The organism is Bradyrhizobium sp. WU425 (assembly GCF_021052305.1).
Lineage (GTDB): Bacteria > Pseudomonadota > Alphaproteobacteria > Rhizobiales > Xanthobacteraceae > Bradyrhizobium > Bradyrhizobium canariense_D.
In genome coordinates, this window is record NZ_CP088089.1 from 1,001,443 (window position 1) to 1,027,752 (window position 26,310).

The 26,310-nt window shown below is 65.5% G+C and carries 33 protein-coding genes; 23 read left to right on the forward strand and 10 right to left on the reverse strand.

Annotation, left to right across the window (positions count from 1 at the left end):
- The first annotated feature begins 12 nt into the window (after nucleotides 1–12).
- The gene (locus tag BcanWU425_RS04700) at nucleotides 13–606 is read left to right on the forward strand and encodes a hypothetical protein (protein WP_018453069.1); all 594 of its coding nucleotides are present in this window, start codon (nucleotides 13–15) and stop codon (nucleotides 604–606) included.
- Nucleotides 607–609: 3 nt separating this feature from the next.
- Here BcanWU425_RS04700 and BcanWU425_RS04705 read toward each other — a convergent pair whose 3' ends face one another.
- From BcanWU425_RS04705 to BcanWU425_RS04715, 3 genes are read right to left on the reverse strand one after another with little or no spacing between them, the layout of a single operon-like run.
- Nucleotides 610–1,308 carry a DUF1045 domain-containing protein gene (locus BcanWU425_RS04705; RefSeq protein WP_018453070.1) on the reverse strand — a complete coding sequence of 233 codons (699 nt, stop codon included), beginning with the start codon at nucleotides 1,306–1,308 and terminating at the stop codon, nucleotides 610–612.
- 18 nt (nucleotides 1,309–1,326) lie between these two features.
- Complete coding sequence (locus BcanWU425_RS04710) at nucleotides 1,327–2,520, reverse strand: alpha-D-ribose 1-methylphosphonate 5-triphosphate diphosphatase (RefSeq protein WP_018453071.1); 1,194 nt, start codon at nucleotides 2,518–2,520, stop codon at nucleotides 1,327–1,329.
- Complete coding sequence (locus BcanWU425_RS04715; RefSeq protein ID WP_018453072.1) at nucleotides 2,517–3,176, reverse strand: acetyltransferase; 660 nt, start codon at nucleotides 3,174–3,176, stop codon at nucleotides 2,517–2,519. Before BcanWU425_RS04715 ends, BcanWU425_RS04710 begins: the two co-directional genes overlap by 4 nt.
- Nucleotides 3,177–3,359: 183 nt before the next feature.
- Here BcanWU425_RS04715 and phnC point away from each other — a divergent pair, with 183 nt between their 5' ends.
- The 4 genes from phnC (at nucleotide 3,360) to phnE (BcanWU425_RS04735) (ending at nucleotide 6,974) form a co-directional block, all read left to right on the forward strand.
- A complete protein-coding gene (gene phnC, locus BcanWU425_RS04720; protein ID WP_204512552.1) occupies nucleotides 3,360–4,169 on the forward strand; it encodes a phosphonate ABC transporter ATP-binding protein in 810 nt (269 codons plus the stop codon).
- A 63-nt stretch (nucleotides 4,170–4,232) separates the two neighbouring features.
- Nucleotides 4,233–5,168 carry a phosphonate ABC transporter substrate-binding protein gene (gene phnD / locus BcanWU425_RS04725; protein ID WP_204512551.1) on the forward strand — a complete coding sequence of 312 codons (936 nt, stop codon included), beginning with the start codon at nucleotides 4,233–4,235 and terminating at the stop codon, nucleotides 5,166–5,168.
- Between the two features lie 76 nt (nucleotides 5,169–5,244).
- Complete coding sequence (gene phnE, locus BcanWU425_RS04730) at nucleotides 5,245–6,129, forward strand: phosphonate ABC transporter, permease protein PhnE (protein ID WP_204512550.1); 885 nt, start codon at nucleotides 5,245–5,247, stop codon at nucleotides 6,127–6,129.
- Nucleotides 6,087–6,974 (forward strand): phosphonate ABC transporter, permease protein PhnE, encoded by an 888-nt coding sequence (phnE, locus tag BcanWU425_RS04735; protein WP_210350921.1) that lies wholly within the window; start codon nucleotides 6,087–6,089, stop codon nucleotides 6,972–6,974. Before phnE (BcanWU425_RS04730) ends, phnE (BcanWU425_RS04735) begins: the two co-directional genes overlap by 43 nt.
- A gap of 164 nt (nucleotides 6,975–7,138) precedes the next feature.
- On the opposite strand, the gene phnF is transcribed toward phnE (BcanWU425_RS04735), so the two are convergent.
- The gene (gene phnF / locus BcanWU425_RS04740) at nucleotides 7,139–7,870 is read right to left on the reverse strand and encodes a phosphonate metabolism transcriptional regulator PhnF (RefSeq protein WP_018453077.1); all 732 of its coding nucleotides are present in this window, start codon (nucleotides 7,868–7,870) and stop codon (nucleotides 7,139–7,141) included.
- A 118-nt stretch (nucleotides 7,871–7,988) separates the two neighbouring features.
- Here phnF and phnG point away from each other — a divergent pair, with 118 nt between their 5' ends.
- The 9 genes from phnG to BcanWU425_RS04785 are packed head-to-tail and all read left to right on the forward strand — an operon-like array spanning nucleotide 7,989 to nucleotide 14,986.
- Nucleotides 7,989–8,453: a phosphonate C-P lyase system protein PhnG gene (gene phnG / locus BcanWU425_RS04745; protein WP_204514012.1), complete on the forward strand. Its 465-nt coding sequence runs from the start codon at nucleotides 7,989–7,991 to the stop codon at nucleotides 8,451–8,453.
- Nucleotides 8,454–8,457: 4 nt separating this feature from the next.
- Nucleotides 8,458–9,066 carry a phosphonate C-P lyase system protein PhnH gene (gene phnH / locus BcanWU425_RS04750; RefSeq protein ID WP_085384267.1) on the forward strand — a complete coding sequence of 203 codons (609 nt, stop codon included), beginning with the start codon at nucleotides 8,458–8,460 and terminating at the stop codon, nucleotides 9,064–9,066.
- 2 nt (nucleotides 9,067–9,068) lie between these two features.
- Nucleotides 9,069–10,172, forward strand: a complete 1,104-nt coding sequence (locus BcanWU425_RS04755) for a carbon-phosphorus lyase complex subunit PhnI (protein ID WP_204512548.1) — start codon at nucleotides 9,069–9,071, stop codon at nucleotides 10,170–10,172.
- Complete coding sequence (locus tag BcanWU425_RS04760) at nucleotides 10,169–11,065, forward strand: alpha-D-ribose 1-methylphosphonate 5-phosphate C-P-lyase PhnJ (protein WP_018453081.1); 897 nt, start codon at nucleotides 10,169–10,171, stop codon at nucleotides 11,063–11,065. Before BcanWU425_RS04755 ends, BcanWU425_RS04760 begins: the two co-directional genes overlap by 4 nt.
- The gene (phnK, locus tag BcanWU425_RS04765) at nucleotides 11,058–11,855 is read left to right on the forward strand and encodes a phosphonate C-P lyase system protein PhnK (protein WP_018453082.1); all 798 of its coding nucleotides are present in this window, start codon (nucleotides 11,058–11,060) and stop codon (nucleotides 11,853–11,855) included. Before BcanWU425_RS04760 ends, phnK begins: the two co-directional genes overlap by 8 nt.
- Nucleotides 11,856–11,894: 39 nt before the next feature.
- Nucleotides 11,895–12,593, forward strand: a complete 699-nt coding sequence (gene phnL / locus BcanWU425_RS04770; RefSeq protein WP_204512547.1) for a phosphonate C-P lyase system protein PhnL — start codon at nucleotides 11,895–11,897, stop codon at nucleotides 12,591–12,593.
- Between the two features lie 11 nt (nucleotides 12,594–12,604).
- Nucleotides 12,605–13,759 carry an alpha-D-ribose 1-methylphosphonate 5-triphosphate diphosphatase gene (locus BcanWU425_RS04775; protein ID WP_204512546.1) on the forward strand — a complete coding sequence of 385 codons (1,155 nt, stop codon included), beginning with the start codon at nucleotides 12,605–12,607 and terminating at the stop codon, nucleotides 13,757–13,759.
- Nucleotides 13,756–14,352 carry a phosphonate metabolism protein/1,5-bisphosphokinase (PRPP-forming) PhnN gene (gene phnN / locus BcanWU425_RS04780; RefSeq protein ID WP_204512545.1) on the forward strand — a complete coding sequence of 199 codons (597 nt, stop codon included), beginning with the start codon at nucleotides 13,756–13,758 and terminating at the stop codon, nucleotides 14,350–14,352. Before BcanWU425_RS04775 ends, phnN begins: the two co-directional genes overlap by 4 nt.
- A 22-nt stretch (nucleotides 14,353–14,374) precedes the next feature.
- Nucleotides 14,375–14,986 (forward strand): pyridoxamine 5'-phosphate oxidase family protein, encoded by a 612-nt coding sequence (locus tag BcanWU425_RS04785; RefSeq protein ID WP_204512544.1) that lies wholly within the window; start codon nucleotides 14,375–14,377, stop codon nucleotides 14,984–14,986.
- Between the two features lie 327 nt (nucleotides 14,987–15,313).
- Here BcanWU425_RS04785 and BcanWU425_RS04790 read toward each other — a convergent pair whose 3' ends face one another.
- A complete protein-coding gene (locus tag BcanWU425_RS04790; protein ID WP_158091562.1) occupies nucleotides 15,314–15,487 on the reverse strand; it encodes a hypothetical protein in 174 nt (57 codons plus the stop codon).
- Between BcanWU425_RS04790 and BcanWU425_RS04795 the strand changes: the two genes are divergently transcribed.
- Nucleotides 15,486–15,689, forward strand: coding sequence for a hypothetical protein (locus BcanWU425_RS04795; RefSeq protein ID WP_204512543.1), 204 nt, complete (start codon nucleotides 15,486–15,488; stop codon nucleotides 15,687–15,689). The two genes, BcanWU425_RS04790 and BcanWU425_RS04795, sit on opposite strands and share 2 nt — an antisense overlap.
- Here BcanWU425_RS04795 and BcanWU425_RS04800 read toward each other — a convergent pair whose 3' ends face one another.
- The 4 genes from BcanWU425_RS04800 to BcanWU425_RS04815 all read right to left on the reverse strand — a co-directional run bounded on the left by BcanWU425_RS04800 (nucleotide 15,690) and on the right by BcanWU425_RS04815 (nucleotide 19,225).
- A complete protein-coding gene (locus BcanWU425_RS04800) occupies nucleotides 15,690–16,193 on the reverse strand; it encodes a DUF6496 domain-containing protein (RefSeq protein WP_231190190.1) in 504 nt (167 codons plus the stop codon).
- A 67-nt stretch (nucleotides 16,194–16,260) separates the two neighbouring features.
- The gene (locus BcanWU425_RS04805; protein WP_204512541.1) at nucleotides 16,261–17,043 is read right to left on the reverse strand and encodes an alpha/beta fold hydrolase; all 783 of its coding nucleotides are present in this window, start codon (nucleotides 17,041–17,043) and stop codon (nucleotides 16,261–16,263) included.
- Nucleotides 17,044–17,047: 4 nt separating this feature from the next.
- The gene (locus tag BcanWU425_RS04810) at nucleotides 17,048–18,343 is read right to left on the reverse strand and encodes an O-acetylhomoserine aminocarboxypropyltransferase (RefSeq protein ID WP_204512540.1); all 1,296 of its coding nucleotides are present in this window, start codon (nucleotides 18,341–18,343) and stop codon (nucleotides 17,048–17,050) included.
- Between the two features lie 81 nt (nucleotides 18,344–18,424).
- Nucleotides 18,425–19,225 (reverse strand): IclR family transcriptional regulator, encoded by an 801-nt coding sequence (locus BcanWU425_RS04815; RefSeq protein ID WP_085384266.1) that lies wholly within the window; start codon nucleotides 19,223–19,225, stop codon nucleotides 18,425–18,427.
- A gap of 131 nt (nucleotides 19,226–19,356) precedes the next feature.
- Here BcanWU425_RS04815 and BcanWU425_RS04820 point away from each other — a divergent pair, with 131 nt between their 5' ends.
- The 6 genes from BcanWU425_RS04820 to BcanWU425_RS04845 are packed head-to-tail and all read left to right on the forward strand — an operon-like array spanning nucleotide 19,357 to nucleotide 23,962.
- A complete protein-coding gene (locus BcanWU425_RS04820) occupies nucleotides 19,357–20,322 on the forward strand; it encodes a Bug family tripartite tricarboxylate transporter substrate binding protein (protein ID WP_204512539.1) in 966 nt (321 codons plus the stop codon).
- Nucleotides 20,323–20,325: 3 nt separating this feature from the next.
- Nucleotides 20,326–20,943: a flavin reductase family protein gene (locus BcanWU425_RS04825; protein WP_018453091.1), complete on the forward strand. Its 618-nt coding sequence runs from the start codon at nucleotides 20,326–20,328 to the stop codon at nucleotides 20,941–20,943.
- Nucleotides 20,944–20,987: 44 nt separating this feature from the next.
- A complete protein-coding gene (locus tag BcanWU425_RS04830; RefSeq protein ID WP_204512538.1) occupies nucleotides 20,988–21,848 on the forward strand; it encodes a fumarylacetoacetate hydrolase family protein in 861 nt (286 codons plus the stop codon).
- Between the two features lie 3 nt (nucleotides 21,849–21,851).
- Nucleotides 21,852–22,655 (forward strand): 2-oxo-hept-4-ene-1,7-dioate hydratase, encoded by an 804-nt coding sequence (hpaH, locus tag BcanWU425_RS04835; RefSeq protein WP_018453093.1) that lies wholly within the window; start codon nucleotides 21,852–21,854, stop codon nucleotides 22,653–22,655.
- A gap of 25 nt (nucleotides 22,656–22,680) precedes the next feature.
- Nucleotides 22,681–23,073, forward strand: coding sequence for a RidA family protein (locus tag BcanWU425_RS04840; protein ID WP_018453094.1), 393 nt, complete (start codon nucleotides 22,681–22,683; stop codon nucleotides 23,071–23,073).
- Nucleotides 23,074–23,086: 13 nt separating this feature from the next.
- On the forward strand, nucleotides 23,087–23,962 hold the full coding sequence (locus BcanWU425_RS04845; RefSeq protein ID WP_204512537.1) for an amidohydrolase family protein: 876 nt from the start codon (nucleotides 23,087–23,089) through the stop codon (nucleotides 23,960–23,962).
- 54 nt (nucleotides 23,963–24,016) lie between these two features.
- On the opposite strand, the gene BcanWU425_RS04850 is transcribed toward BcanWU425_RS04845, so the two are convergent.
- On the reverse strand, nucleotides 24,017–25,012 hold the full coding sequence (locus BcanWU425_RS04850) for an LLM class flavin-dependent oxidoreductase (protein ID WP_026232460.1): 996 nt from the start codon (nucleotides 25,010–25,012) through the stop codon (nucleotides 24,017–24,019).
- Nucleotides 25,013–25,244: 232 nt separating this feature from the next.
- Here BcanWU425_RS04850 and BcanWU425_RS04855 point away from each other — a divergent pair, with 232 nt between their 5' ends.
- Both BcanWU425_RS04855 and BcanWU425_RS04860 read left to right on the forward strand, forming a co-directional pair.
- Entirely contained in the window at nucleotides 25,245–25,667 is a 423-nt protein-coding gene (locus BcanWU425_RS04855; RefSeq protein ID WP_018453097.1) for an MgtC/SapB family protein, read from the forward strand.
- Nucleotides 25,668–25,802: 135 nt separating this feature from the next.
- Entirely contained in the window at nucleotides 25,803–26,306 is a 504-nt protein-coding gene (locus BcanWU425_RS04860) for a twin-arginine translocation pathway signal (RefSeq protein ID WP_018453098.1), read from the forward strand.
- The last annotated feature ends 4 nt before the right edge of the window (nucleotides 26,307–26,310 follow it).

Sequence of the window (26,310 nt, forward strand, 5' to 3'; positions counted from 1 at the left end):
GTCAATCCGGGAATGGGCTGGCCGCTCGCCGTTTCGGCCGGGCTCATGGACAAGAGCCCGCGCGCGCTCTTTCGTGCGTTGTGGGCTCTGGCCGCCGGACATCTCCTGGCAACGCTTCTCGTGCTGCTGCCATTCGCGTTCCTGCTCGTGCTGGCCGAGTGGCAGCGTTCGATCCAGCTCGGCGCGAGCCTTTTCGTCATCGGCTTCGGCGTCTATCGGCTGGTCGAGCGGCGCCATCCGCGCGCGCTGGCACGAATTCCGCCGACGCAATTGGCGCTCTGGTCATTTGCCGTTGCCATTGCTCACGGCGCCGCCTTGATGCTCGTGCCGATCTATCTCGGGCTCTGCCAGGCCTTCGAACTCGATGCCGGCCATGAGGCCGCCGGCGCGCTGATGAAGGCGAGTCTCGGGATGGCGGTTCTGGTGTCTTTGGTGCACGTCGCTGCCATGGTCAGCGCCGGCGGATGTCTGGCGTGGCTGGTCTACCGCCATCTGGGATTGAGGTTCGTCTCGCGAAGCTGGTTCAATCTGGATGTAATCTGGGCCACCAGCCTCATTCTGGTTGGCGTTGTGGCCTTCGGCTTCAATCTCGCGAGCTGGCACTGACGCTTACTGGGTCAAAGCCCACTCGCCGATGATGCGGAAGCGAGCCTTGGCGTGGTCCTGTTTGAACAGCGCGACGCGATCGATCGCAAGCGTCTTGAGGCCGAGCGCAGCAAACCTTCCCTGCAGCATTTCCAGAATCGGCCCGCGCCGCTCCACGTCGAGCCGGCCCGTCAACGTCATGTGGAAACGGAATTCCTCCATCACGTAAGGATAGCCCCAGCGGTCGAGATAGTGGCGCTGCCGTTCGCTCAGCTTCTCCGGCTTGCGCCGCGCACGGTCTTCCGCGCTCAGCGGCGCGCGGAAGGAGTCGAAGTCGCGCGCGCAATCGGCGGCGAGCTGCTGGAGTTCGCCGACCGGCTCCCCGGGAATGACGGCGATGAAGCCGCTGATGGAATCGACGACCGGGCGGATCACCGGAATTGCGCGTGCCCTGCCGGCGAATGTCGCGCAGGCCGCAACAAGCTCGACCTCGCGCCTGTCGGACGCCAGCGCCATCGGCGCCTTCAGCGTGGCGTGAAAGCCGTATTTGCGGGGATCGGCGGTGACATCACGCCAGTCCGGCGCGAGACGCGATGCGTCGGCGGGAAACGGCAGCTCGTTGCCGGTATAGGCATCGTAGCCGAGCAACTCCGCGCCGAAGCGGGTGAGCGCGCTGTCGCTGCCTGCGGCAAAATAGATCGCGTAGCGGGGGAAACTCGTCATCGTCCGAGCATAGCGGGTTTATGCCGCGGCGACAGCTTGGCGCGGGGTAGCTGGCATGCCAAGCAACCGCGTCGCCTCGGTGAGATGCACGAGCTTGCCGCCTGATATCACGGCGATCAGCCGCGGCCGCAGCGGCATGCTGTCGTCGACCAGCAGAATGTCCGCGCGCCGGCCTTCCGCGAGCACGCCGCGATCTGCAAGACCGGTCGCGCGCGCGGGCGCGGCGGAGACCAGATTCCAGGCCTCGGTCAGCGGCAGCACGCCATCGGCGGCGAGCCGGAACGCAGCGAGCAGCTGCGCGGGATAGTAGTAGTCCGAGGCCAGAACCGAGCAGAGCCCTTTGGCGATCATGTCGGATGCCCTGGTCCAGCCCGTGTGGCTGCCTCCGCGCACGACGTTCGGCGCGCCGTAGACGATGGCGTCACCGTGGCTTGCTGCCGCCCGCGCTGTCTCCTCGTTGATCGGAAACTCCGCAATCGCCACGCCCATGGCGCGAAAGCCTTCGCGCATCGCGGGCGTCGCATCATCGTGCGAGAGCATCCGCACGTCGGCGGCGCGGGCCGTCGCGGCCAGCCGTGACACGGAAGCCGGCACATCCGCGGCGCGGGACATTATGTGTCCGACCAGCCGGTCGAATTCCTCGCTCGACAGGCCGGTGCGCTCCACCATGCGATTGCGCTTGCGCGGCTTGGCCATGTCCCCAACCGTGCCGTCCATGTGGTCGTTGAAGGCGAACAGGTCGACGCGGCCCTCAGTGAGCCATTGGCTGATCTCGGTTTCGGCGTCGAGATTGTAGGTCTCGTGGCGCAGGTGAAAGCGGGTGTCGGCGGCGAATTGCGGGCGCTGCCGTTCGATCGCCTCCATCAGGCTGCGCGCATTGCCGGCGCTGCGCAGGCCCGGCTCCCACGAACAGGTCGTGGCGTGAAAAACCGTGGTGATGCCGTTGCTGATCGCCTGGCGGTCGCTGTCGGCGAGCGCGACGTCGATCGGGAAATCGACCCCGGCGCGCGGCATCATCTGTCGCTCGAAGGCATCGCCATGCAGATCGACGATGCCCGGCAGGACCAGCAGATCGCGCGCCTTGATCGCCAGCCGCGCCCGGCTGCGCGAGGCATTGATCTCTGCGATGTCCGTTCCGGACACGAGAAGCGACGTTTCGGCGAACTCGGAGCCGATCAGGGCCCGCCCGCCCTCGAGGAATATGTCTGTCACGCGACCGCGCTTCGTTTGCTGGCAGAAGAGGGTGCCCCTGCTTCGTATGCCGTGAGGAAATCCTCAATCCCGAGCTTGCGGAAATTGGGCAGGGCTTCACGCAACTTGTCGTGATCCCAGTCCCACCAAGCGAGCCTCGCAAGCCGCCCCGCAACCTCTTCCGAGAACCGCCGGCGCACGATGCGCGCCGGATTGCCGGCGACGATGGTGTAGGCCGGAACGTCCTTGGTGACGATGGCGCCGGCCGCGATCACCGCGCCGGTGCCGATGTTGCGGCCCGGCAGAACGATCGCGCCATGGCCGATCCAGACGTCATGGCCGATATGGACGTGATGCTGGCGCCGCCAGTCGAAGAATTCCGTGTCGTCGCTCTCGCCTTCGAAATAGGCGCTCGAACGATAGGTGAAGTGCGCCTGCGTGGCGCGTTGCATCGGGTGATTGCCCGGATTGATCCGTGTCATCGCCGCGATCGAGCAGAATTTTCCGATGGTGGTGTAGGTGATCTGGGCGTCGTTCACGACATAGGAGTAATCCCCCATCGTCACCTCGTGCAGCATCGTGCGCGCGCCGACCTCGGTGTAGGCCCCAAGCCTGGCGTCGTGCAGCTTCGCGGAGGGATCGACAGTCGGCTGGACCGAAAGAGCTTTGGCGGCCATGTTGAATCCGAACGAGAGGGCGGGCGTTTCTCTTCGAGCGGCTTGACGACAATGTCATGACGACGCCATGACAGGGGATGAACAGGAGATGAGGTGTGTAGGATCGCCGCACCGCAACGTCCGTGTCACACAAGTGTCAAGCGCCGGCGTTAGCGGTGGGTCCCAGCTACTCTGGAGCCCTGCATGCTGGTGGTTGAAGGTCTGACGTGTCGCTTCGGCGTGAAAGCCGCGGTGGACGACGCCTCGTTTCAAGTCTCTCCCGGCGGCTTCGTCGGCGTGATCGGACGCTCCGGCGCCGGCAAGTCGACCCTGCTGCGGACCATCAACCGTCTCGCGACCCCTGCACAGGGCCGCATCCTGTTCGACGGCCTCGACGTCACGGCGCTGCGCGGCAAGGAGCTGCGGCAGTGGCGGGCGCGCTCGGCGATGATCTTTCAGCAGTTCAATCTGGTGGGCCGGCTCGATGTGCTCACCAACGTCCTGATGGGACGGCTTGCGACGATGCCGGCCTGGCGCTCGCTGTCGCAGACCTGGCCCGAGCAGGACAGGGCGCTGGCGATGTCCGCGCTCGAACAGTTCGACATTGCCCCGCTCGCGGCCCAGCGCGCCGATCAGCTCTCCGGCGGCCAGCAGCAGCGCGTCGCGATTGCCCGCGCGCTGGTGCAGCAGCCCGACATCATCCTCGCCGACGAGCCGATCGCCTCGCTCGATCCGCGCAACACCAAGATCGTCATGGATGCGCTGCTGCGCATCAACAAGCACTTCGGCATCACGGTGCTCTGCAATCTGCATTCGCTCGACCTGGCGCGCAGCTATTGCGACCGCCTGATTGGCATGGCGCAGGGCCGCGTGGTGTTCGACGGCGCGCCGGCCGAGTTGACCGACCACGTGGCGCGCGAGCTCTACGATCTCGAAGCCGCCGAAGTCATGGGCGGCACGCCTGCACCGCTGCGACAGGGCATTCCGGCGCTTGGAAGGGCGGCCGCCGCCTGAGCTGCGCCGCATCAGGACTTACCAATTTTGCGTCAACCGACCTCAACCAATGAAGAGGCTATCATGATTACTCGCAGATTGATTCTCGCCGGCGCCGCCGCGCTCGCGTTGACGACTTCGGCCTCCGCCGAAGACTGGAAAGCCAAATATCCCGAGCTGACCTTCGCGGTCATTCCGGCGGAAAACGCCTCGGGCGTGACCGAGCGCTGGGCGCCGTTCATGAGCTATCTCTCCAGGGAATTGGGCGTGAAAGTCACGCTGCGCATCGCCAACGACTACGCTGCCGTAATCGAAGGCCAGCGTGCCGGCAACATTCACATCGCGAGCTACGGCTCGGCCTCGTTCGCCCGCGCCCGCCTGACCGGCGTCAAGACCGACGCCTTCGCCAACGACATCAACTCCGACGGCTCCACCGGTTATTACTCGGTGTTCTTCGTCAAGGCGAGCAGCGCCTACAAGAGCATCGACCAGCTCAAGGGCAAGAACCTCGGCCTGGTCGACCCGAACTCGACCTCCGGCAACAACGTGCCGCGCTTCGAGCTCGACAAGATGGGCATCGCGGACGCCGACACCTATTTCAGCAAGGTCGTCTTCACCGGAAGCCACGAGAACGCGATCCTGGCGCTGGCGCAGGGCACGGTCGACGTCGCGGCCAACCAGTGGACCAGCGACAACGACTCGACATTAGCGCAGATGCTGACCAAGGGCATGCTGAAGAATGCCGATGGCTCGGCGATGAAAAAGGACGATTTCCGCATCATCCACAAGTCGGCGCCGATCATCAACGGTCCGTATGCCTACAATTCCGACCTGCCGGAAGAGGCCAAGGCCGCCATCGCGAAGGCGTTCTTCGACGCGCCGGCCAAGGACAAGGCTGCCTTCGACCGCCTACAGGACGGCCAGAAGAAAGGTTTTCATCCCGCGACCACCAAGGATTGGGATGGCACGATCGAGCTGATCAAGTTCGTCGATGCGCTGCGTAAGAAGAAGGCGTCCTGAGTTTCGGGACGATGCCACTGGAGCCGGGTCGATGGACCCGGCTCTTTCTCTTTGATCGACCACCTTTCCTGATCAGATGACCGTCGCGGTTTCGATTCTCCCCGAGCAGCAGCTCGCCGTGCTCAACGCCGCCTATCGCCAGGCGGTGGCGCGCAAGCGGCTCCGAATCCTGTCTGGAGCCGTGATCTTCGCCGCAGCACTGTGTCTGGCCGCGATCGGCGCTGAAGTGAATCTGCGCACGCTGTTCGCCCACTTTGGCAACTTCATCAGCTATTTCGACCGCATCCTCACACTCGACACCGGCCAGCGGGTCTGGACCGATGTCGGCGAGTGGCTGTGGGGCTGGCGCAAATGGCTGAGGATGCTGGGCGAGACTTTGCTGATCTCCTATGTCGGCACGCTGATCGGCGCGACTCTTGCGTTCTGCCTGAACTTCTTCGCCGCTGAAAACACCTCGCCCGCGCCCTGGCTGCGTTTCATGGTGCGGCGCCTGCTCGAATTCGCGCGCACGGTGCCCGGCATCGTGTTTGCGCTGATCTTCGTGATCGCCTTCGGGCTCGGTCCGATGGCCGGCGTGCTTGCGATCGCGATCCACTCCACCGGCGCGCTCGGCAAGCTGTTCTCGGAGATCGTCGAGAATGCCGACATGAAGCCGGTCGAAGGCGTCCGCTCGACCGGCGCAAGCTGGCTCTCCTGCATGCGCTTCGCCATCCTGCCGCAGGTCACGGCAGGCTATGCCAGCTACGCGCTGCTGCGGTTCGAGATCAACGTCCGCGAGGCCTCCGTGATGGGCTTCGTCGGTGCCGGCGGCATCGGCCAGGAGCTCGTCGTCGCCATCCGCAAGTTCTATTACTCCGACGTCAGCGCCATCCTGCTCACCATCATCGTCACGGTCTTCATCATCGACATCAGCACCGGATGGCTGCGCGGCCGTCTGTTCGGCAAGGAGGCGCGGACGTGACGGGACCGCAGGAGACCGACACTGCGGCGCTTCGCGCGCGCTATCCTGACGTGTTCGACCGGCCGGCCTCGGCGCGGCTCGCCATGCCGGCGATGAGCGTCGCGGCGCTCGCGATCCTGATTTACGGCCTCGTCGATCTCGACTTCTCGCCGTCGCGGTTCGTCGCGGGCCTCAACCAGCTCGGCTGGATCAGCCTGATGATGATCCCGCCGGATCCCGGCTCGTCGCTGCCGGTCTATCTGAAGGCGCTGGGCGAGACGCTGTCGATCGCGCTGCTCGGCACAACGCTCGCCGCGCTGTTCGCACTGCCGGTCAGTCTTCTTGCGGCGCGTAATGTCGTGCCATCAAAGCTGCTGCGCTTTCCGGTCCGACGTTTCCTGGATTCGATTCGCGGCGTCGACACGTTGATCTGGGCGCTGGTGTGGATCAACGTGGTCGGGCTCGGCCCGTTTGCCGGCGTGCTCGCCATCGCCGTGTCGGATTTCGGCGCCTTCGGAAAACTGTTCTCGGAGGCGATCGAGGGCGCCGATCAGAAGCAGGTCGAGGGCATCCGCGCCTCCGGCGGCAGCGCGCTGCACGAGATTCGCTTCGGCCTGCTGCCGCAGGTCCTGCCCGTGATTGCGGGGCAGGTGCTCTATTTCATCGAGTCGAATACGCGCTCGGCCACCATCATCGGCATCGTCGGCGCCGGCGGCATCGGCCTCCAGCTCGCCGAGCAGATCCGCGTGCTGGAATGGCAGAAGGTGTCGTTCCTGATCCTGATGATCCTGGTCGCAGTCGCCGCGATCGATTTCGTTTCGGGCAAATTGCGTTTTGCGATTATCGGGCGGCGGGCGGTGGCGTAACCTTCTTCCTTCTCCCCTTGTGGGAGAAGGTGGCGCGAAGCGCCGGATGAGGGGTCTGCATCCTCAATTCAGATCAGTGCGCGGAGGCAACCCCTCACCCGTCTCGCCGCTAGCGCGGCGAGCCACCCTCTCCCGCAAGGGGAGAGGGGCAGAGGGCAGCCAGTTCACCCGTTCTCCACCAGAAATTCCACCCGCTCCGCGGCAAAGCGCGAATGCTTGGTCACCAGCGGCTTGCCGTCGAGATCGTGATCGGTGGCGTCGACCACCAGGATCGGCCGTCCCAGCGCCAGATCGAGCCGTGCGGCGTCGGTTGCGTCGACGATACCGGCGGTGATCCGGGTCGCGCCGCGGCGATAGTCCCGGACGCCGTAATGCTCGAGCAATTTCGTCATCGAGCGGGTCGCGGCAAAGACGTCGCCCGCAGCCGGGAATAGCTGCGCCGACAGCCACGTCGTGGAGACACAGATCGGCGTGCGGTCGGCGAGGCGCATCGCCTCGATCCGGACCAGCGGTGCGCCGGTCTTGAGGCCAAGCTCCCGCGCGAGTTCGCGGGTCGCAACGTCAGCGGACGCCTCGATCAGCCGGCCATGCGGTTCGCGGCCGTCCGCGCCGACGATCTCGGAGAAACGGGTCCGCGAGCGCAGTGGATAAGCGAGCTTCTGCGCCTCGACATAGGTTCCGCTGCCGCGTTCTGCCCGCACGATGCCGCGCTCGGCAAGCGCGGCCAGCGCGCGTCGCACGGTGTGGCGGTTGACGCGATAGGTTTCGGCGATCTCCACCTCGCCCGGCAGCTTGTCGCCCGCCGCAAAGCGGCCGTCGGCGATGCCGCGCTCGATGCCGTCGGCAACGAGACGCCACAACGCGACGCCGGAGGAGGCTGTGTCCTGCATGCTCATGTGGCCGGGAAGCTACTCCAGAAATCACGCCTTTGTCACGAAACAGTCATGGCGCTCCGCTATCAAGTTGTCTAGTATCATAGACAACTTGGATTCGGCAAGTTCTGCAGAGAAGTCGGTGGATGCGGTGACCCAGCACAATAATCAGCAAGCCCAGCGCAAGGCCGCAATGGCCGTGCTGGCGCACGCGGAGGCGGACGAGATCGCCGCTCGCCTCCAAGCTCTCGCTTTGCCGGCGCATCAGGATCTGCGCGCGCCGGAAAACGGCCTCGTCATGCTGCGCGGCCGGGTCGGCGGCGATGGTGCGCCGTTCAACCTCGGTGAAGCCACGGTGTCGCGCGCCGCGGTGCGGCTTGCGAGCGGCGAGGTCGGTTTCGGCTACACGCTCGGTCGCGACGGCGAGAAGGCGCGGCTGATCGCGCTGTGCGATGCCCTGGTGCAGTCCCGCGATTTCGCCGGCGCGGTGGAGCGGGACATTATCGCGCCGTTGCGTGAGCAGCTTATGGTCAGGCGCAAGCAGGTGGCGGCCCAGACCGCCGCGACGAAGGTTGATTTCTATACCATGGTGCGCGGTGAGGGGTGAGATCATGACCACGATTGCGGAACTGCCCCCCGGGTTCGCCGACAAGGTGCTGTCGGCGCAATCGACCTTTCGTTCGGTCATGGACGCGATGGCCCGGCCGGGGTCGGTCCAGCGCATCGTGCCGACATCAGGAGCGCCTCATGTGATGATGCGCGGCACGGCCGCGATCGCGTTGACGCTGTTCGATCACGACACGCCGCTCTGGCTCGATGCGCGCATGCATGAGACTTCCGACGTCGTGAAATGGCTGAAATTCCATACTGGTGCGCCGGTGGTGCAGGATTCTTCCATCGCCAGCTTCGCGCTGATCAGCGACGGCGGGGCGCTGCCTTCGCTGGAGCGCTTCGCGCTCGGCACCAGCGAATATCCGGATCGGTCGACCACGTTGATCCTGCAGGTCGAGAGTCTGGACGGAGGGCGGAGCTTCGAGCTGCGCGGCCCCGGCATTGACGGTGTCGCGACGCTCCAGGCTTCGATCAAGCCGTTCGACCTGTTCGAGCGCCTGCGCGTCAACGAAACGCTGTTTCCGCGCGGCATCGATGTGGTGCTGGTCGCAAATGATGCCGTGGTTGCGATTCCGCGCACCACGCGTGTCGTGAGCAAGGGAAGCTAAGCATGTATGTCGCAGTCAAAGGCGGCGAACGCGCCATCGAGAACGCCCATCGCCTGCTCGCCAGTGCGCGGCGTGGCGACCAAAGCGTTCCGGAAATCTCGCTCGACCAGATCTCCGAGCAGCTTGGTCTCGCCGTGGACCGCGTCATGAGCGAAGGCTCGCTCTATGATCGCGAGCTCGCGGCGCTCGCCATCAAGCAGGCGCGCGGCGATCTGATCGAGGCGATCTTCCTGGTCCGCGCCTTCCGCGCGACGCTGCCCCGCTTCGGCGCCAGCGAGCCGGTCGAGACCGGCGCGATGCGGGTACGGCGGCGGGTGTCCTCGACCTTCAAGGACATTCCCGGCGGCCAGATCCTCGGCCCGACCTTCGACTATACCCACCGCCTGCTCGATCCCTTGCTCGCCGAGGGCTTTGTGCCGGAAGCGCCGGCGACGGCCGAAGCATCGTCTGCGCCGACCCCGCGGGTGACCGACATCCTCGGCCGCGACGGGCTGATCGAATCCTCGCCTAAGGCCGAGGAAGGCGCCAGCGTCGGCGATCTCACCCGCGAGCCGCTCAATTTTCCCGCCGATCGTGACATGCGCCTGCAAAATCTCGCGCGTGGCGACGAAGGTTTTCTGCTGGCGATGGGCTATTCCACCCAGCGCGGCTACGGCCGCAACCATCCCTTCGCTGGCGAGATTCGCTTCGGTGAGGTCGAGGTTGAATTCTCCGCGGAAGACGTCGGCTTCGCCGTGCCGCTCGGCTCGATCGAGCTCACCGAGTGTCAGATGGTCAATCAGTTCAAGGGCTCCGCGACGGAGGCGCCGTGCTTCACCCGCGGCTATGGCCTCGCCTTCGGCCAGAGCGAGCGCAAGACGATGTCGATGGCGCTGGTCGACCGCGCGTTGCGTGCGCGCGAGCTCGGCGAAGAGGCACTCGCCCCCGCGCAAGACGAAGAATTCGTGATGTCGCATTCGGACAACGTCCAGGCTACCGGCTTCGTCGAGCATCTGAAGCTACCGCATTATGTCGACTTCCAGTCTGAGCTCGGCCTGTTGCGCAAGCTGCGGAAGGAATTCACTGAGGCCAATGCGCCCGATGCCATGAAGGAGGCCGCGGAATGAACGCGCCCGCCTACAATTTCGCTTATCTCGACGAACAGACCAAGCGGATGATCCGCCGCGCGATCCTCAAGGCGATCGCGATCCCCGGCTATCAGGTGCCGTTCGCCAGCCGTGAAATGCCGATGCCCTATGGCTGGGGCACCGGCGGCGTGCAGGTGACGGCCGCGATCCTCGGGCCCGAGGACGTGCTGAAGGTGATCGACCAGGGCTCCGACGACACCACCAATGCGATCTCGATCAGGAAGTTCTTTGCCAAGACCGCCGGCGTCGCCACGACGACGGCGACGATCGATGCGACCGTGATCCAGACCCGCCACCGCATTCCGGAGACGTCGCTACACGCAAATCAGGTGCTGGTCTACCAGGTGCCGATCCCGGAGCCGCTGCGCTTCCTCGAGGCGCGCGAGACGGAGACGCGGCGCATGCACGCGCTCGCCGAATACGGCCTGATGCATGTGAAGCTCTACGAGGACATCGCCCGCTTCGGCCACATCGCGACGGCTTACGCCTATCCGGTGAAGATCAATGCGCGCTACGTGATGGACCCGTCGCCGACGCCCAAATTCGACAATCCCAAGATGGACAATTGCCCGGCGCTGCAACTGTTCGGCGCCGGCCGCGAGAAGCGCATCTATGCGATCCCGCCCTATACGCAAGTTGTGTCGCTCGACTTCGAGGACCATCCCTTCGAGCCGTACCGCTTCAACGCGCCGTGCGCGTTGTGCGCCGCTGAAAATTCCTACCTCGACGAGATCGTGACCGACGACAAGGGCGGGCGCATGTTCGTCTGCTCCGACACCGATTATTGCGAGGGACGTCAGGCCGCCGGCCATCACGGCAGCCTCAGCGCCGCGCCGTACAAGGACAAGGCGCAGGAGGCATCGAATGGCTGATCAAGACATGCTCGAGAACGACGAGCCGCTGCTGGTCGCAAAATCCCTCAGTAAGTCCTATGGCCGGATCGCGGCGTGCCGCGACGTGTCCTTTGCGCTCTACCCCGGCGAGGTGCTGGCGATCGTCGGCGAATCCGGCTCGGGCAAATCGACGCTGCTGCAGCTGCTGTCGGGTCAGCTCGCGGCCAGCGGCGGTGAGGTGTCCTACCGGATGCGCGATGGCGTCACCCGCGATCTCACCACGCTGGGCGAGGCCGAGCGGCGCTTCCTGTTTCGTACCGATTGGGGCTTCGTTCATCAGGATCCCGCGCAGGGGCTGCGCATGACCGTCTCGGCCGGCGCCAATGTCGGCGAGCGGCTGATGGCGGTGGGGTGGAATCACTACGGCCGCATCCGCGATACCGCGTCGGACTGGCTGACTCGCGTCGAGATCGACATCGCGCGCATCGACGATGCGCCGCGGACCTATTCCGGCGGCATGCGCCAGCGGCTCCAGATCGCCCGCAACCTCGTCACCGAGCCGCGGCTGGTGTTCATGGACGAGCCGACCGGCGGCCTCGATGTTTCCGTGCAAGCCCGTCTGCTCGACCTCGTGCGCAGCCTGGTCGCGGAGCTGCATCTCGCGGTCATCATCGTCACCCATGATCTCGCGGTCGCGCGCCTGCTGTCGCATCGGGTCATGGTCATGAAGGGCGGCCGAGTCATCGAGACCGGCCTCACCGATCAGGTGCTCGACGACCCCCGCGAGCCCTATACCCAGCTGCTCGTCTCCTCGATCCTGCCGCCATGAGCCTTCCAACGTAATGAGCCTTGCAAGAAGAGTTCTCCAATGACCGCCATGATCGACATCGCCGACGCCAACAAGACCTTCACGATGCACCTGCAAGGTGGCATCGAGCTGCCCGTGGTGCGCGGCGTGACCTTTCACGTCAATCCCGGCGAATGCGTCGTGCTGTCGGGGCCATCAGGCGCCGGAAAATCGTCGATCCTGAAGATGATCTTCGGCAATTATCGTTGCGATTCCGGCCGGATCGGCATCCACCATCGCGGCGCGCTGGTCGATCTCGCCACCGCCGAGCCGCGGCAGGTTCTCAACATCCGCCGCGCGACCATTGGCTATGTCAGCCAGTTCTTGCGCGCGGTGCCGCGCGTCGCGACCGTCGACGTGGTCGCCGAGCCGCTGATCGTCAACGGCCTGGCGCGCGCGGAGGCGCAAGCCCGTGCTGGCGAACTGTTGCATCGCCTCAACATCCCCGAGCGGCTCTGGCAGCTTCCGCCCGCGACCTTTTCCGGCGGCGAGCAGCAGCGCGTCAACATCGCGCGCGGCTTCATCTCGGATCTGCCGATCCTGCTGCTCGACGAGCCGACCGCGTCGCTCGACGCCGCCAACCGCGCCGTCGTGGTCGGGCTGGTAGCCGAAAAGAAGCGCCAGGGCGTCGCCATGGTCGCCATTGTCCATGACGACGAAATCCGTCATCAGATTGCCGACCGCATCGTCGACGTCACCAGCTTCGCCGCCGCGGCCTGAAGGAAATGGACATGAACGCCAAGAAGGACATCGTGATCGCCAACGCCAGGATCGTGCTGGCGGAACGGGTGATCGAGCAGGGCTGGCTTGCCCTCGCCGATGGACGCATTGCCGAGATCGGCGAGGGCAGGGCGCCCGCGGGGGCAGAGGATGCCGGCGGCGATCTGATCATGCCCGGCTTGATCGAGCTCCACACCGATCACCTCGAGGCGCATTACGTGCCGCGACCAAAAGTGTTCTGGAATCCAGTCGCCGCCGTCGTCTCCTATGACGGCCAGCTCGCGACATCAGGCATCACGACGGTGTTCGACTCGCTCCGGGTCTGGCGCGAGGATGGCGCCGAGGAAGTCGACGGCCGCGCCGGCACGCTCGCCGCCGCAATCACGACCGCTCGCGATGCTGACCTGCTCCGCGCCGATCACTTCCTGCATCTGCGCTGCGAAATCCCGATGCCGAGCGTGGTCGAGGAGGCCAGGGAGCTGATCGACCGTCCCGACGTGCGGCTGATGTCGCTGATGGACCACACCCCCGGCCAGCGCCAGTTCCGGGACGAAGGCAAGCTGCGCGACTATTATCGCGGCAAGGGCGGCGGCAAGACCGACGCCGAGCTCGACGAGCTGTTCGCGAAGCGCTTCGAATATCAGAAGGCCCATGCCGCGACCAACATGCGCGAGATCGTGGCGCTGGCCCACAAGTACAAGATCCCGCTGGCGAGCCATGACGACACCACTGAGGAGAACGTCGTGGACGCCGTGCGCGATGGCGTTTCGGTGGCGGAATTTCCGACCACGCTGGAGGCCGCGCGCGGCCTGCACGAGGCCGGCATCGACATCCTGATGGGCGCGCCGAACGTCGTGCGCGGCGGCTCGCATTCCGGCAATATCGCCGCGGTCGATCTCGCCCGCGAGGGCCTGCTCGACATCCTGTCGTCGGACTACATCCCCTCGAGCCTTCTGATGGCCGCGCTGCACTTGCCCGAGCACGTGCCCGCCATCACTCTTCCGGCGGCGATCCGCACCGTGACGAAGGCGCCCGCGGAGGCAGTCGGCCTGTCCGACCGCGGCGAGATCGCGATCGGCAAGCGTGCCGATCTGATCCGCGTGCATGTCGCGGGCCGCGTCCCCGCGGTCCGCAGCGTCTGGCGCGAAGGAAGCCGTGTCGCATGAGCGAGGCCGTCACCGTGGCGGGAAAGACAACGGGTGCGATCGGGCCCGGGCGGCTCGTGCTCGTGGTCGGTCCCAGCGGTGCCGGCAAGGACACGCTGCTGCGGCTGGCGCGGGCAGCCTGCATCGAGGATCACGACATCGTCTTCCCGCGCCGTGTCGTGACGCGGGAATCCTCGGCCGACGAAGACAATATTGCGGTGAGCCCTGACGAATTCCGTCGCGCGCGCGAGCATGGCGAATTCGCCGTGCATTGGGAGGCGCATGGGCATTGCTACGCGCTGCCCCGCGACCTCAACGACGATATTCGTGCCGGACGCGCCGTCGTGGCCAATGTTTCGCGCACGGTGATCGGCGCGCTGCGCCAGGCCTATGCAAACGTCGTGGTGGTCGCGGTCACCGCGCCGCCGGATGTGCTGGCGCAGCGGCTTGCTGCTCGCGCCCGGGACAGCGACGGCAATATCGCCGAACGGTTGACGCGCAGCGTCGACGACGCATCGGCCCAGGCCGATGTCACCATTCTCAACGCGCACAGCGCGGAATATCATGGCCGCCAGCTTCTGCGCGTGATCAGGAATCAAGGCTGGCACGAATAGCCGGCACAACAAGGAGACTGGAATGTCGGTGATCGAAACGGTCGAGCAGCTGGAGGCCATCTACGGCGTCACCAACGACGCCTCGACCGTGAAAGTCGCCGACCACGTCACCCCACTCTATCGCGTCTTCATCGAAAAGGCCCCGTTCGCCGCGCTCGCTACCATCGGACCCGAGGGGATCGACTGCTCGCCGCGCGGCGATCTCTCCGGCTTCGTCCGCATTCATGACCCAAAGACGCTGATGCTGCCGGATCGCCGCGGCAACAACCGGGTCGATTCCTTGCGCAACATCGTGCGCGATCCCAGGGTGTCCCTGATGTTCCTGATCCCCGGCTCCGGAAATGCGGTTCGGGCCAATGGCCGGGCGCATCTGTCCATCAATCCCGAGCTGCTCGCCTCGTTCAAAGTCGACGGCAAGGCGCCGCGCAGCGTGATGGTGATGACGGTCAACGAAATCTACTTCCAGTGCGCCCGCGCCATCGTCCGCTCCGATCTCTGGAATCCCGACAAGCGCATCGACCCCAAGACGCTGCCGACGCCCGGCCAGATCCTCGCCGAGATGAGCGAGAACAAGGTCGGCGGCGCGGAGTATGATCGCGCCTGGCCCGAGCGTGCGGCCGCGACGATGTGGTGAGTTCGTTCTTCCCCTCTCCCCTTGCGGGAGAGGGTGGCTCGCCGCGTAGCGGCGAGACGGGTGAGGGGTCTCTCTCCGCGTGCGACTCTCTTGAGGATTCGCGGAGGCAAACCCCTCATCCGGCGCTTCGCGCCACCTTCTCCCGCAAGGGGAGAAGGAAGAACTCATCGCGAGATGAATTCGTTTGCTGGCGCTCGCACGCGGAGACGCGCCCCTGCGCGCTCATCGCAATTACGGATAGTCATTTCATTGACCGTTCGCGCTAAACGCGCGATATTCGACGCATCGAAACTGCTCCTCGAGCCAAAGCCGCGATATGAGAACCGATCACCAGCGCAGTAACAATGACATGCATGCGTGCATGACGCGGCGCTGTTTCTCGGCGGCCACCGGCGCATGTTGTTGTTGCTGACCGCCGCCTCCTAGCAGCACCTCACCCAGCAAATCCCAAGAAGCAAATCCAAAGACAGGAACGCCGAGACCCGGCGGACGAGCAGTCATGTCCCGAACTCAATCGAATGCCTACATCATCGAGATCCACGACCGCGCCGCCGGCATCGTCACGAGGGATACGCGCGGCTTCCGCTTCTTCTCCTCCGAGCGTCTGTTCGACAGCCTCGAAGGCCGCCAGTTCCGCTCGGCGCGCGAGGCGGAGCGCGCCGCCCGTGCGGTATTCTCCGAGCGGGGCCGGCGCGCGAACTGATCAGCTCCGGCGGCGCGCCCTGGTGCGTGCCGCCTTCTTTGCGGCGGTGGAGCGGGCCTTGGCGCCCTTGGTGCGGCTCGCCTTGCGCGCGGCGGCTGAACGCGACGCGGCCGTTCGCCGGCTCGCGGCACGTTTGCCCTGCTTCGACAGTGCACTGCGCGAGGCGGTCGAGCGCGGCTCCTTCTTCAAAACCTTTTCGACTGCTTGCGACACGCGCGGCCGGCGCTTCGGGGTGCGCTTGCCCTGACCGACCTCGTAGGCATATTTGGCGCTGCGTCGCGTCGATTTCTTGACGCTTCCCTTGCGCGGTGGCGGCAGATCGATGCCGGCGCGGCGCGCTTCGGAGAGACCGATGGCAATAACCTGCTTCGTCGAGCGGGCGCCATGCTTGCCCTTGCGGATCTTGTCGATCTGGTCCTTGACGAATTCGCCGGCCTGCGTGCTTGCCGATTTACCGGCACGCTTGTCTTGCCTGGCTTTGCGAATGACTTCCTGTCTTGGCATGGGTCCTGTTCCCTCGATCTTCACAGGGATATCTGACCGCAACGCGCAAGATGGATGATTGATCCTGTCAGTTCCGGAGCGCAGCCAACAACTCATCCGGGCGTTCGGCCATGATCATGTGGCCCGCGCCGGGCACCACGACGGTCTTCGCATGCGGGATCGCGGCGGCAAGTGCCTTGCCGGCCTTCACCGGCGTCATCATGTCCCGTTCGCCGAGGATGAGCGTCGTGGGCACCTTCACGCTTGCGGCTGCTTGCAGCGCATTCGCGTAAGCATTGCAGGCCGACAAATCCCGGAACAGCACGCCCGGCTCGCAGTGTTTCAATACGGCCTGCGCGCCGCCATGCATCCACAGGCCCGGTGCGAGGCTGCCGCCGAGCTCGGCGTTGAAGCCGAGGCCCCAGATCGAGACCATGTCGTTGGCATCCTGCGAATTGGCTTCGGCCGCCTTCAGCAGATCCGGGCCGACCGTCATGGTCGCGGCCGTGCCGATCAGGCTGAGTGCGGAAACCTTGTCGGGGTGACGTGCGGCCGTCTCCAGCGAGATCAGCGATCCCATGGAATGGCCGATCAGATGCGCTTTCGTCGCTCCGGCCCCATCGAGCAGGGCCGCCGTCCAGTCGGCCATTTCGGCGATGCTGCCGAGCGAAGGTCCGGGCGAGCGGCCGTGGCCGGGCAGATCCGGCGCCAGCACGCCAAAGCCGTGATGGGCGAACCAGCGGGTGTGCAGTGCCCAGGTCGAACGGTCGAAACCGGCGCCGTGGAGGAAGACGACGGCGGGCAGGGATCTGTCGAAGTCGCGGCCGCCGGTTGCGACCAGCACCTCGGCGCCGTTGACGGAGAGCTTCATGGTGTCAGACCTTTTGCGAGATGCGCAGCGCTTGGGTGAGATCGTCGATGATGTCGCTTGCGGTCTCGATGCCGACCGAGAGTCGCACCAGCTCCTCGCCGATGCCGGAGGCCTTGAGCTGCTCGGCGTCCATCTGCTGGTGCGTGGTCGAGGCGGGGTGGATCACCAGCGTCTTGGCGTCGCCGACATTGGCGAGATGACTGATCATGCGCAGCGATTCGATGAATTTGCGGCCCGCGGGCCGGCCCCCCTTGATGCCGAAGGAGACGATCGAGCCGGCGCCGCGCGGCAGTAATTGTTTTGCGAGCTGGTAGTCCGCATGATCTTCCAGCGAGGGATGCAGCACCCAATCGACCGCCTTGTTGGCTTTCAGTGCTTCCAGCACGAGGTGCGTGTTCTGCATGTGGCGGTCCATGCGCACGCCGAGCGTCTCGACGCCCTGCAACAGCTGGAAGGCGTTGGTCGGCGATAGACAAGCGCCGAAATCGCGCAGGCCTTCGGTGCGCGCGCGCATGATGAAGGCGGCGGTGCCGAACTGCTCGTCGAAGACGATGCCGTGATAGCCGCCATAGGGCTCGGTCAGCACGCCGAATTTTCCGGATGAGCGCCAGTCAAAACGACCGCCGTCGACGATGGCGCCGCCGATCGCGATGCCGTGGCCGCCGATCCATTTGGTCGCCGAATGCATGACGATGTCGGCGCCGAGCTCGATCGGACGGCTGAGATAGGGCGTGGCAAAGGTGTTGTCGATCAGCAGCGGAATCTTCGCGTCATGCGCGATCGAAGCGACTTTCGGAATGTCCAGCACCTCGAGCCCGGGATTGCCGATGGTCTCGCCGATCATCAGCTTCGTGTTTGGCTTGATCGCCGCGCGGAACGCGTCGAAATCGCGCGGCTTGACGAACGTTGTGGTGATGCCGAAGCGCGGCAGCGTGTGCGCCAGCAAATTGATGGTGCCGCCATAGAGCGAGCTCGATGCCACGATATGGTCGCCGGCGTTCAGAAGCGTGGCGATGGCCAGATGCAGCGCCGCCATGCCGCTCGCGGTGCAGATCGCGCCGACGCCGCCTTCCAGCGCCGCAAGCCGTTCTTCCAGCACGCCGGTGGTCGGATTGGAGATGCGCGTATAGATGTGGCCGGCGCGTTCGAGATTGAACAGCGCGGCGGCGTGATCGGAATCCTGGAACACGTAGGACGTGGTCTGGTAGATCGGCACCGCGCGGGCGCCGGTCGCGGGATCCGGATGCTGGCCCGCATGCAGGCTCAGGGTCTCGAAGGCAGGCGGTTTTGGCGCGGGCATGCGGGGCCTCGTTGCTCGGTCGGCGGAGGCGGCTCTTGTGCCATAAAATGGCGCGCGGCGTCAGCCCATTGACAGCGTTGTCTAACCCCGGATCGCCTGCTCGATGATCCGCGCCTCCCGCAGCAGGATCTCCGCGACCTCCTGTTCGCGTCGTGGGCCGAGCCTGGTGCGAACGGCGGAGACGGTCATGGCGGCAGCGGGACGGCCGTCCGGGGTCTTGATCCAGGTCGAGATCGACTTCGTGCCCTGCACGAGACCAATTTCCCTCATGCCGTATCCCAGCCGTCTTGCGGCGGTGACCTGGCCCAGCACCGTCGCAACATCGGTCCGGTAGGCCTCCAGTCTCTTCTCGTTGGCTGCGACGATTTTTCGCGCGTCCTGCGCCGGCATCGCGGCGAGGATGGCGACGCCTGCGCTGGAGACGCCGAGCGGTCGGCGCGCGCCGACCTCGATCGACAGCACCTGGATCGGATAGACGCCAATCCGGCGATCGACGCACAGCGTGTCATTGCCGGTCCGCACCGTCAGGAACAGCGTGTCGCCGATCTCGGCCGAGGCGCGTTGCAGCGACGGATTTGCCGCGATCAGCAGCCGCGACGGCCGAGGCCGTGCGAGCGCGAGCTCCGGCACCTGGTTTCCGATCGCGTAGCGGCCGGTCCGGTCATGCCGTTCGACGATGCCTTCCTCGATCAGCACGTGGACGATGCGGTGCACGGTCGGGCGGGTGAGGCCGGTCGCCCGCAATACCTCGGCCAGCAGCACGCCGTCTTCGCGGCCTGCGGCAAGGATGCGCAGCACCGCGAGCGCGCGCCGGATCGCCTGCGCGCCCTGTCGCGGTCCCGTGATGCGGCGGGTGGATTTCGCGGAAGTCGTCTTGTCCATAATATGGACGAGAACGCCACAATTCACTCGACAGGTAAAGCGCCCATCTGGAGATTGCGCTCCGAATCGACATGCCGTGTACGACGTCAGGCAAATCGACGTAAAATTGGAAGCGCCGCCGGGAGGTTAACATGCGATTAATCTGGATTGCCCTAGCTGCCGCAGCGGCGATGTTGACGGGACCGGCGTCGGGCCAGCAATGGCCGGCGCGCAACGTCAAGCTGATCGTGCCCTATCCGGCCGGCGGCAATGTCGATAGCGCCGCGCGCATCATCGCGGACAAGCTCCAGGAAAAGCTCGGCCAGCCCTTCATCATCGAGAACAAGGCGGGCGCCGGCGGCATGATCGCGGGCGAGGCTTTCGCGAAGTCCGCGCCCGACGGCTACACGCTGTTCGTCGGCGCCAACGGCCCGGTGCTGTTCGCGACCGAGATCAACAAGCGCGACGTCTATAATTGGAAGAAGGATTTCCTGCCGATCTCGACGATCTCGATGACGCCGCTGGTGCTCGAGGTGCATCCGTCGGTGCAGGCGACGACTTTCAAGGAATTCATCGGCCTCGCCAAGCGCGAGCCGGGCAAGCTGACGATGGCCTCGCCCGGTCCCGGCACCACCAACCATTTGCTCAGCGAACTGATGCAGTCCAGCCTCGACCTGCAATGGATCACCGCGCACTATCGCGGCAATGCGCCTGCCGTCAACGATCTCTTGGGCGGGCAGGTGCAGTTCGCGTTCGACCAGCTCACGGTCAGCCTGCAGCATATCAAGGCCGGTCTGTTCCGCGCGCTGGCCGTCACCAGCCCGCACCGCCTGAAGTCGCTGCCCGACGTGCCGACCTTCGCCGAGCTTGGTTACAAGGATTTTGACGGCCAGACCTTCACCGGCCTGTTCGCACCGGCAGGCACGCCGGCGCCCGTGATGGACAAGCTGCACGAGGCACTGACCGCGATCCTGAAGGACCCCGCCGTGGTCGACAAGTTCGAGAAGCTCGGCGGTGAAGCCGTCGCGATGACGCCCGACGAATTCAAGGCCTATCTCGCGCGCGAGGACGCCAAATGGATTCCGATCGTGCGCAAGGCCAACATCAAGGCGGATTGATCGATGCGGATCGACCCCAGCGAGCTCGGCGCCGAGCGCATCTACCGGCTGATGACCGGCATCGTGGTGCCGCGTCCGATCGCCTGGGTGACGAGCCTGTCGCGCGCAGGCGTGCTCAACCTCGCGCCGTTCAGCGCCTTCACCTTCGTCTCGCAGAAGCCGCCGATGCTCGCGATCAGCGTCGGCCGCAAGGGCGCGGACTACAAGGACACCGCGCATAACATCCTCGATACCGAGGAATACGTGATCCACATCGCCGATACCCCGCTGATGCAGGCGGTGCACGACTCATCGGTCGAGCATCCGCCCGAGATCAGCGAGGTCGCGGAGCTCGGCCTTGAGACGCTCCCGAGCGAGCGCATCAAGGTGCCGCGGCTCAGCGTTGCACCCGTTGCGATGGAGTGCCGCTTTCGGCAGTGCCTCGAATTCGGCGACGCCCGCAGCCGTCTCATCGTGGGCGAAGTCGTGATGTTCCACCTCCGCGACGGCCTCGTGAACGACGGCAAGGTCGAAACCGTCGCGCTCGATCCGATCGCGCGCATCGGCGGGCCGCGCTACGCCCGGCTCGGCGAGATCGTGACGCTGCACGGCGTGTTCCAGACTCCCAAATCGAAAGACTGAGCGCGCCGCCCCCGCGCGCGCCCCAAGACCATTGGAGAACGACCATGCGACTCCTAAGCTATCTCGTGGACGGAGAGCCGCGCTACGGTGCCGTCATGGAAGGCGGTGTCGTCGATCTGACCCGGCGGATCGGCCGCGACTTCTCCGACGTCAGGGTGCTGATCGCAGCCAACGCGCTGGCCGACGCGCAGGAAGCCGTCGCCGGACAAAAGCCGGACTACGCGCTGGAAGAGCTCGTGCTGCTTCCGCCGGTGCTGGCGCCGGAAAAGCTCTGGTGCATCGGAGTCAATTACGCCGAGCGCAATGCGGAGTATAAGGACAGCTCTGACCTGCCCAAATATCCCAGTCTGTTCGTGCGCAGCATGTCCTCGATGACGGGCTCAGGCCAGCCGCTGGAGAAGCCTCACGTCTCCGAGCAGCTCGACTATGAAGGCGAGCTCGTCATCGTGATCGGCCAGGGCGGCCGCCACATTTCGCGCGAAAAGGCCTGGGCGCACATCTTCGGCATGACGCTGTGCAACGAGGGCACGATCCGCGACTGGCTCCGCCACGGCAAGTTCAACGTCACGCAGGGCAAGAATTTCGACCGCTCCGGCAGCATCGGTCCGTGGATCGTCACCGCGGACGAGCTCGATCCGCGCGGGCCTCATGACATCGTCACGCGCGTCAACGGCGAGGTGCGGCAGCAGGACACCACCGAGCGGCTGATGTTCCCGTTCGATTTCCTGATCTCCTATCTCTCGACCTTCGCAACCCTCAAGCCCGGCGACATGATCGTGACGGGCACGCCGACCGGCGCCGGCGCCCGCTTCGACCCGCCGCGCTGGCTCAAAGTCGGTGACGTCGTCGAGGTCGAATCCAGCCGCATCGGCGTGCTGCGCAACACCGTCGCGGCGGAGCAATAGGTCATGCTGGATACTGCCACGATCGAACGTCTTGCCACGCGGCTCGACGAAGCCGAACGCACCAAGACGCTGATCACGATGTTTTCGAAAGACCATCCCGATTTCAGCATCGAGGATGCCTATGCCGTTCAGCGCGCCTGGACCAGACTCCAGCTCGGACGCGGCCGGGTCATCAAGGGCCACAAGATCGGCCTGACCTCGAAAGCGATGCAGAACGCGGTCGGCATTTCCGAACCCGATTACGGCGTGCTGTTCGCCGACATGTTCTATGCCGACGCCACGCCGATTCCGTTCGACCGCTTCCAGGCGCCGCGAATCGAGGTCGAGCTCGCCTTCGTGCTGAAGGCGCCGCTGCGCGGGCCCGATTGCACCATCTTCGACGTGCTCAACGCCACCGACTACGTCACCCCGGCGCTGGAGATCCTGGAGACGCGCATGCACCGCGTCGATCCCGAAACGGGCAAGGCGCGAAAGGTCATGGACACGATCTCGGACAACGCGGCGAACGCCGCGCTGGTGCTTGGCGGCCGGCCTTTCCGTCCGATGGACGCGGACATGCGCTGGATAGGCGCGCTGTTGTTCCGCAACGGCGAGGTCGAGGAAACCGGGCTTGCCGCAGGCGTGCTCAACCATCCCGCCAACGGCATTGCCTGGCTCGCCAACCGCCTCGCGCCGCATGACGAGCATCTGGCCGCCGGCGAGGTGGTGCTGGCGGGATCGTTCACGCGTCCGGTCGACATTCGCCGCGGCGACACGTTTCATGCCGATTATGGCGCGTTCGGCTCGGTGTCGTGCCAGTTCGTCTGAATCAACACATGAAAGGGAGCGCATCATGACCGGTCACACGCGGCGCAAGAGCATCCATATCGGCGGCTTCAAGCATGCCAACCCGATTCCGAACGCCTGCCGCATCGGCAATCTCGTGATGTCGGGCGTCATTCTCGGCCGCGATGCGACTGGTGCGATGCCCGAGAGCCTGGAGGCGCAATGTGCCAACATGTTCGCGCATATGAAGGCGACGGTCGAGGCTGCCGGCGGCACCACCGACGACATCATCAAGATGACGGTGTGGCTGAAGGACCGTACGCAGCGCGGCCCGGTCAATGTCGAGTGGCTGAAGATGTTTCCGGACGAGCATTCGCGCCCGGCGCGCCACGCGCTGCCGATGGACAACATGGACGGCGGCGCGCTGGTGCAGTGCGACTTCACCGCGGTAATCGACTGAGGGAGTTTTGCGCATGCCGACCTATCTTCCGTTCGACCCGAACCCGCGCCGCCCGGTCAAGGGGCCGCCGCCCAAATCCCTCGACAGCCAGTTTCACGTGCTCGGCCCCCTCGACAAATATCCGGAGCGTCCCGGTGCTGCCTATCGGATGCCGACCGCGACCTGGGAGGCGGCGCTGCGCGTGCACAAGACGCTCGGCATCGAGCGCGGCATCATCGTGCAGACCACGACGTATGGCGCCGACCATGCCGTCGTGCTCGACGGTCTCGCCGCGATGGGCCCGAACTATCGCGGCTGCGCCAACGCGCTGGTGTTCGCCGAGGCGAACGATTCGTATCTTGCCAAGCTGCATGATGCTGGGGTCCGCGGCGCGCGCTTCAGCTTCCGCCAGGAGCTCGGCGCTGTGCTGTCGGATGCCGATTTTGCCCGCGCGATTGCGCGCATCCGCGAGCTCGGCTGGTACGTCAAGATCCAGCCCGAGAAGGACGGCATCGTCTCCAGCGTCGCCAAATACGAGAATCTCGACGTGCCCGTGCTGATCGACCACATGGCACGGCCCGATCCTGAAGCCGGCAGGAACGATCCGAACCTGCGCAAGATGCTGGAGCTGCTCGGCAAGGGCAATTTCTGGGTGATGCTGTCGCTCGGCGAGAAGACCTCGAAGCTCGGGCCGCCCTACGACGACGTCATCCCGATCGCGCGTGCCTATATCGAGGCAGCAGTCGACCGCTGCGTCTGGGCCAGCGACTGGCCGCACCCGGTCTCGGTCAAGCAGCCGCCCAACGACGCCGATCTGCTGGAGTTGATGTACCGCTACGCGCCCGACCAGTCGACGCTGGAGAAGATCCTGGTGCACAATCCGGCCAAGCTGTTCGGCTTTCCGGATTAGGGCGCTCACGGCCTGCCACGAGCGCAGCTTCACCGTCGCAACAATCGCACCCGCTCACCCCGCCAACCGGTCCCTTACCCCGGCTGCGATCTCGAACGAGCGCAGCCGTGCGGCGTGGTCGTAGATCTGCCCCGTCGTCATCAGCTCGTCCGCGCCGGTGTCGGCGATCAGCGCCTTCAGCTTCGCTTCGACCATGTCAGGCGTGCCGACCGCCGAGCACGACAGCGACTGGCCGACCATCGCCTTCTCGGCTGGCGACCACAGCGCGTCCATGTCGTCGACCGGCGGCGGCAGCGGGCCGGGCGTGCCGCGGCGCAGATTGATGAACTGCTGCTGCAGCGAGGAGAACATGCGCTGCGCGTCCGCGTCGCTGTCGGCGGCGAACACGTTGACGCCGACCATCGCATAGGGCTTGTCGAGCTGCGTCGAGGGTTCGAACCGCGCCCGATACTCCCGCAGCGCCGGCATCATCATTTGCGGTGCGAAGTGTGAAGCGAACGCGAACGGCAGGCCGAGCATCCCTGCGAGCTGCGCGCCAAAGGTGCTGGATCCCAGGATCCACAGCGGCACCTTCGTCCCCATGCCCGGCACGGCCCGGATGGCCTGGTTCGGCTGCACGTCGCCGAGCAGCGCCTGCAACTCCAGCACGTCCTGCGGAAAGTTTTCCGAACTCGTCGCGAGGTCGCGCCGCAGGGCGCGTGCGGTAAATTGGTCGGTGCCCGGTGCCCGCCCGAGCCCGAGATCGATCCGCCCGGGATAGAGCGAAGCCAGCGTGCCGAACTGCTCGGCGATGACGAGCGGCGAATGGTTCGGCAGCATGATCCCGCCGGACCCGACCCGGATCGTCTTCGTCCCGCCCGCGATATGCCCGATCACCACCGACGTCGCCGCGCTCGCGATCCCCGTCATGTTGTGATGCTCGGCCAGCCAGAACCGCTTGTATCCCCAGCCCTCCGCATGCTGCGCGAGATCGAGCGAATTGCGGAACGCTTGTGACGCATCGCCGCCTTGGCGGATGGGCGCGAGGTCGAGCACGGAGAAGGGGATCATGGAAGGGTCCGGATGGAGCGTGCGGTGGTAACGTGGACTCGACATGTAGGAGCCGGTCGCAGGAATACCAGCCGAAACGATCATGGTGCTGCGCCGGCGGCTCCATCGCGCGGAGACGGGGCCATCGCTGCGCTGCATGCGGCAAATTCGCCTGTATGGAAACCGCGGGCCGCATTGCCGCGTTGCCGGCCGGTTTGATCAACGGCGACGATTTTCATTTCGGGGGCTTTCTTTGGACAGATTCAACATTGGTGTTCATGTCGTTGCGCTGGCTGCGGCCTTCGCACTCGCCGTTCCCATTGGCTGGGACCGCGAGAAGCGGGCGCGAAGCGCGGGCTTGCGCACCTTTCCACTGGTCGCAATGGCAAGCTGCGGCTTCGTGCAGGCCAGCGAAAGCCTGCTCGTGCATTCGCCTGACGGAATGGCGAAGGTGATCGAGGGCCTCATCACCGGCATCGGCTTCATCGGCGGTGGCGCAATTCTCAAGCAGGGGAATTCGGTGCAGGGGACCGCGACGGCCGCGAGCCTCTGGGCGACCGGCGCCATCGGCGTCTCCGTCGGGCTCGGCGCTTTTGATGTCGCGGTGACGGTCGCCGTATTCACGTTCCTGACGCTTCGCTTGTTGACGCTGGTCAAGGAAGAAGACGATCACTGATGCATGTGCGAGCGGCCTGCACCCCGTTCACAACAACGTCATCGCGACCCGCTGCGTCCCCCGGCCCAACTGTGCGTCTGGCGCGTTTTCTTGTACACTCACTGAGCCTTTGGACGCTCGCCAGGAGGAACCGACATGACCACGGTCGTACTCAATCGCCGGAGCCTCCTCGCCGCGGGCGGCTCGATCCTCGCAACCGGGCTCTTGGCGACCGGCGTCCCCGGCCTGCTGTTGCCTGCACGCGCGGACGGCCTCGCACCGACCGAGACGATGTCTGGCGGGGCGAACAACTACCGCAAGGGCGCGGCGATCGTGGAGCGGATCGGAAAGGGTGGCTTCTGGATGAGCGGCACCGTGCGCCGCGCCGGCGACGGGACTCCCTTGGCCGGGCAGCGCATCCAGATCTGGGCGCACACGGTCGAAGGCCAGGAGCACGAGCCGCAGAGTCATGGCGCCACGCTCACCGACAAGGACGGCAAGTTCCGGCTCGAAATGCCGCAGATCATTCCCATCTTCGGCCAGCCGCATGGCCACCTCGCCTATGACAGCGGTGAATTCAAAACCGTCTTCCTGCGGCCGATAATGCGGAGCGCAAAGGAAACCAGCCTCGAGGCGCACTTCGTCCTGCAGCCGGCCTGATCGC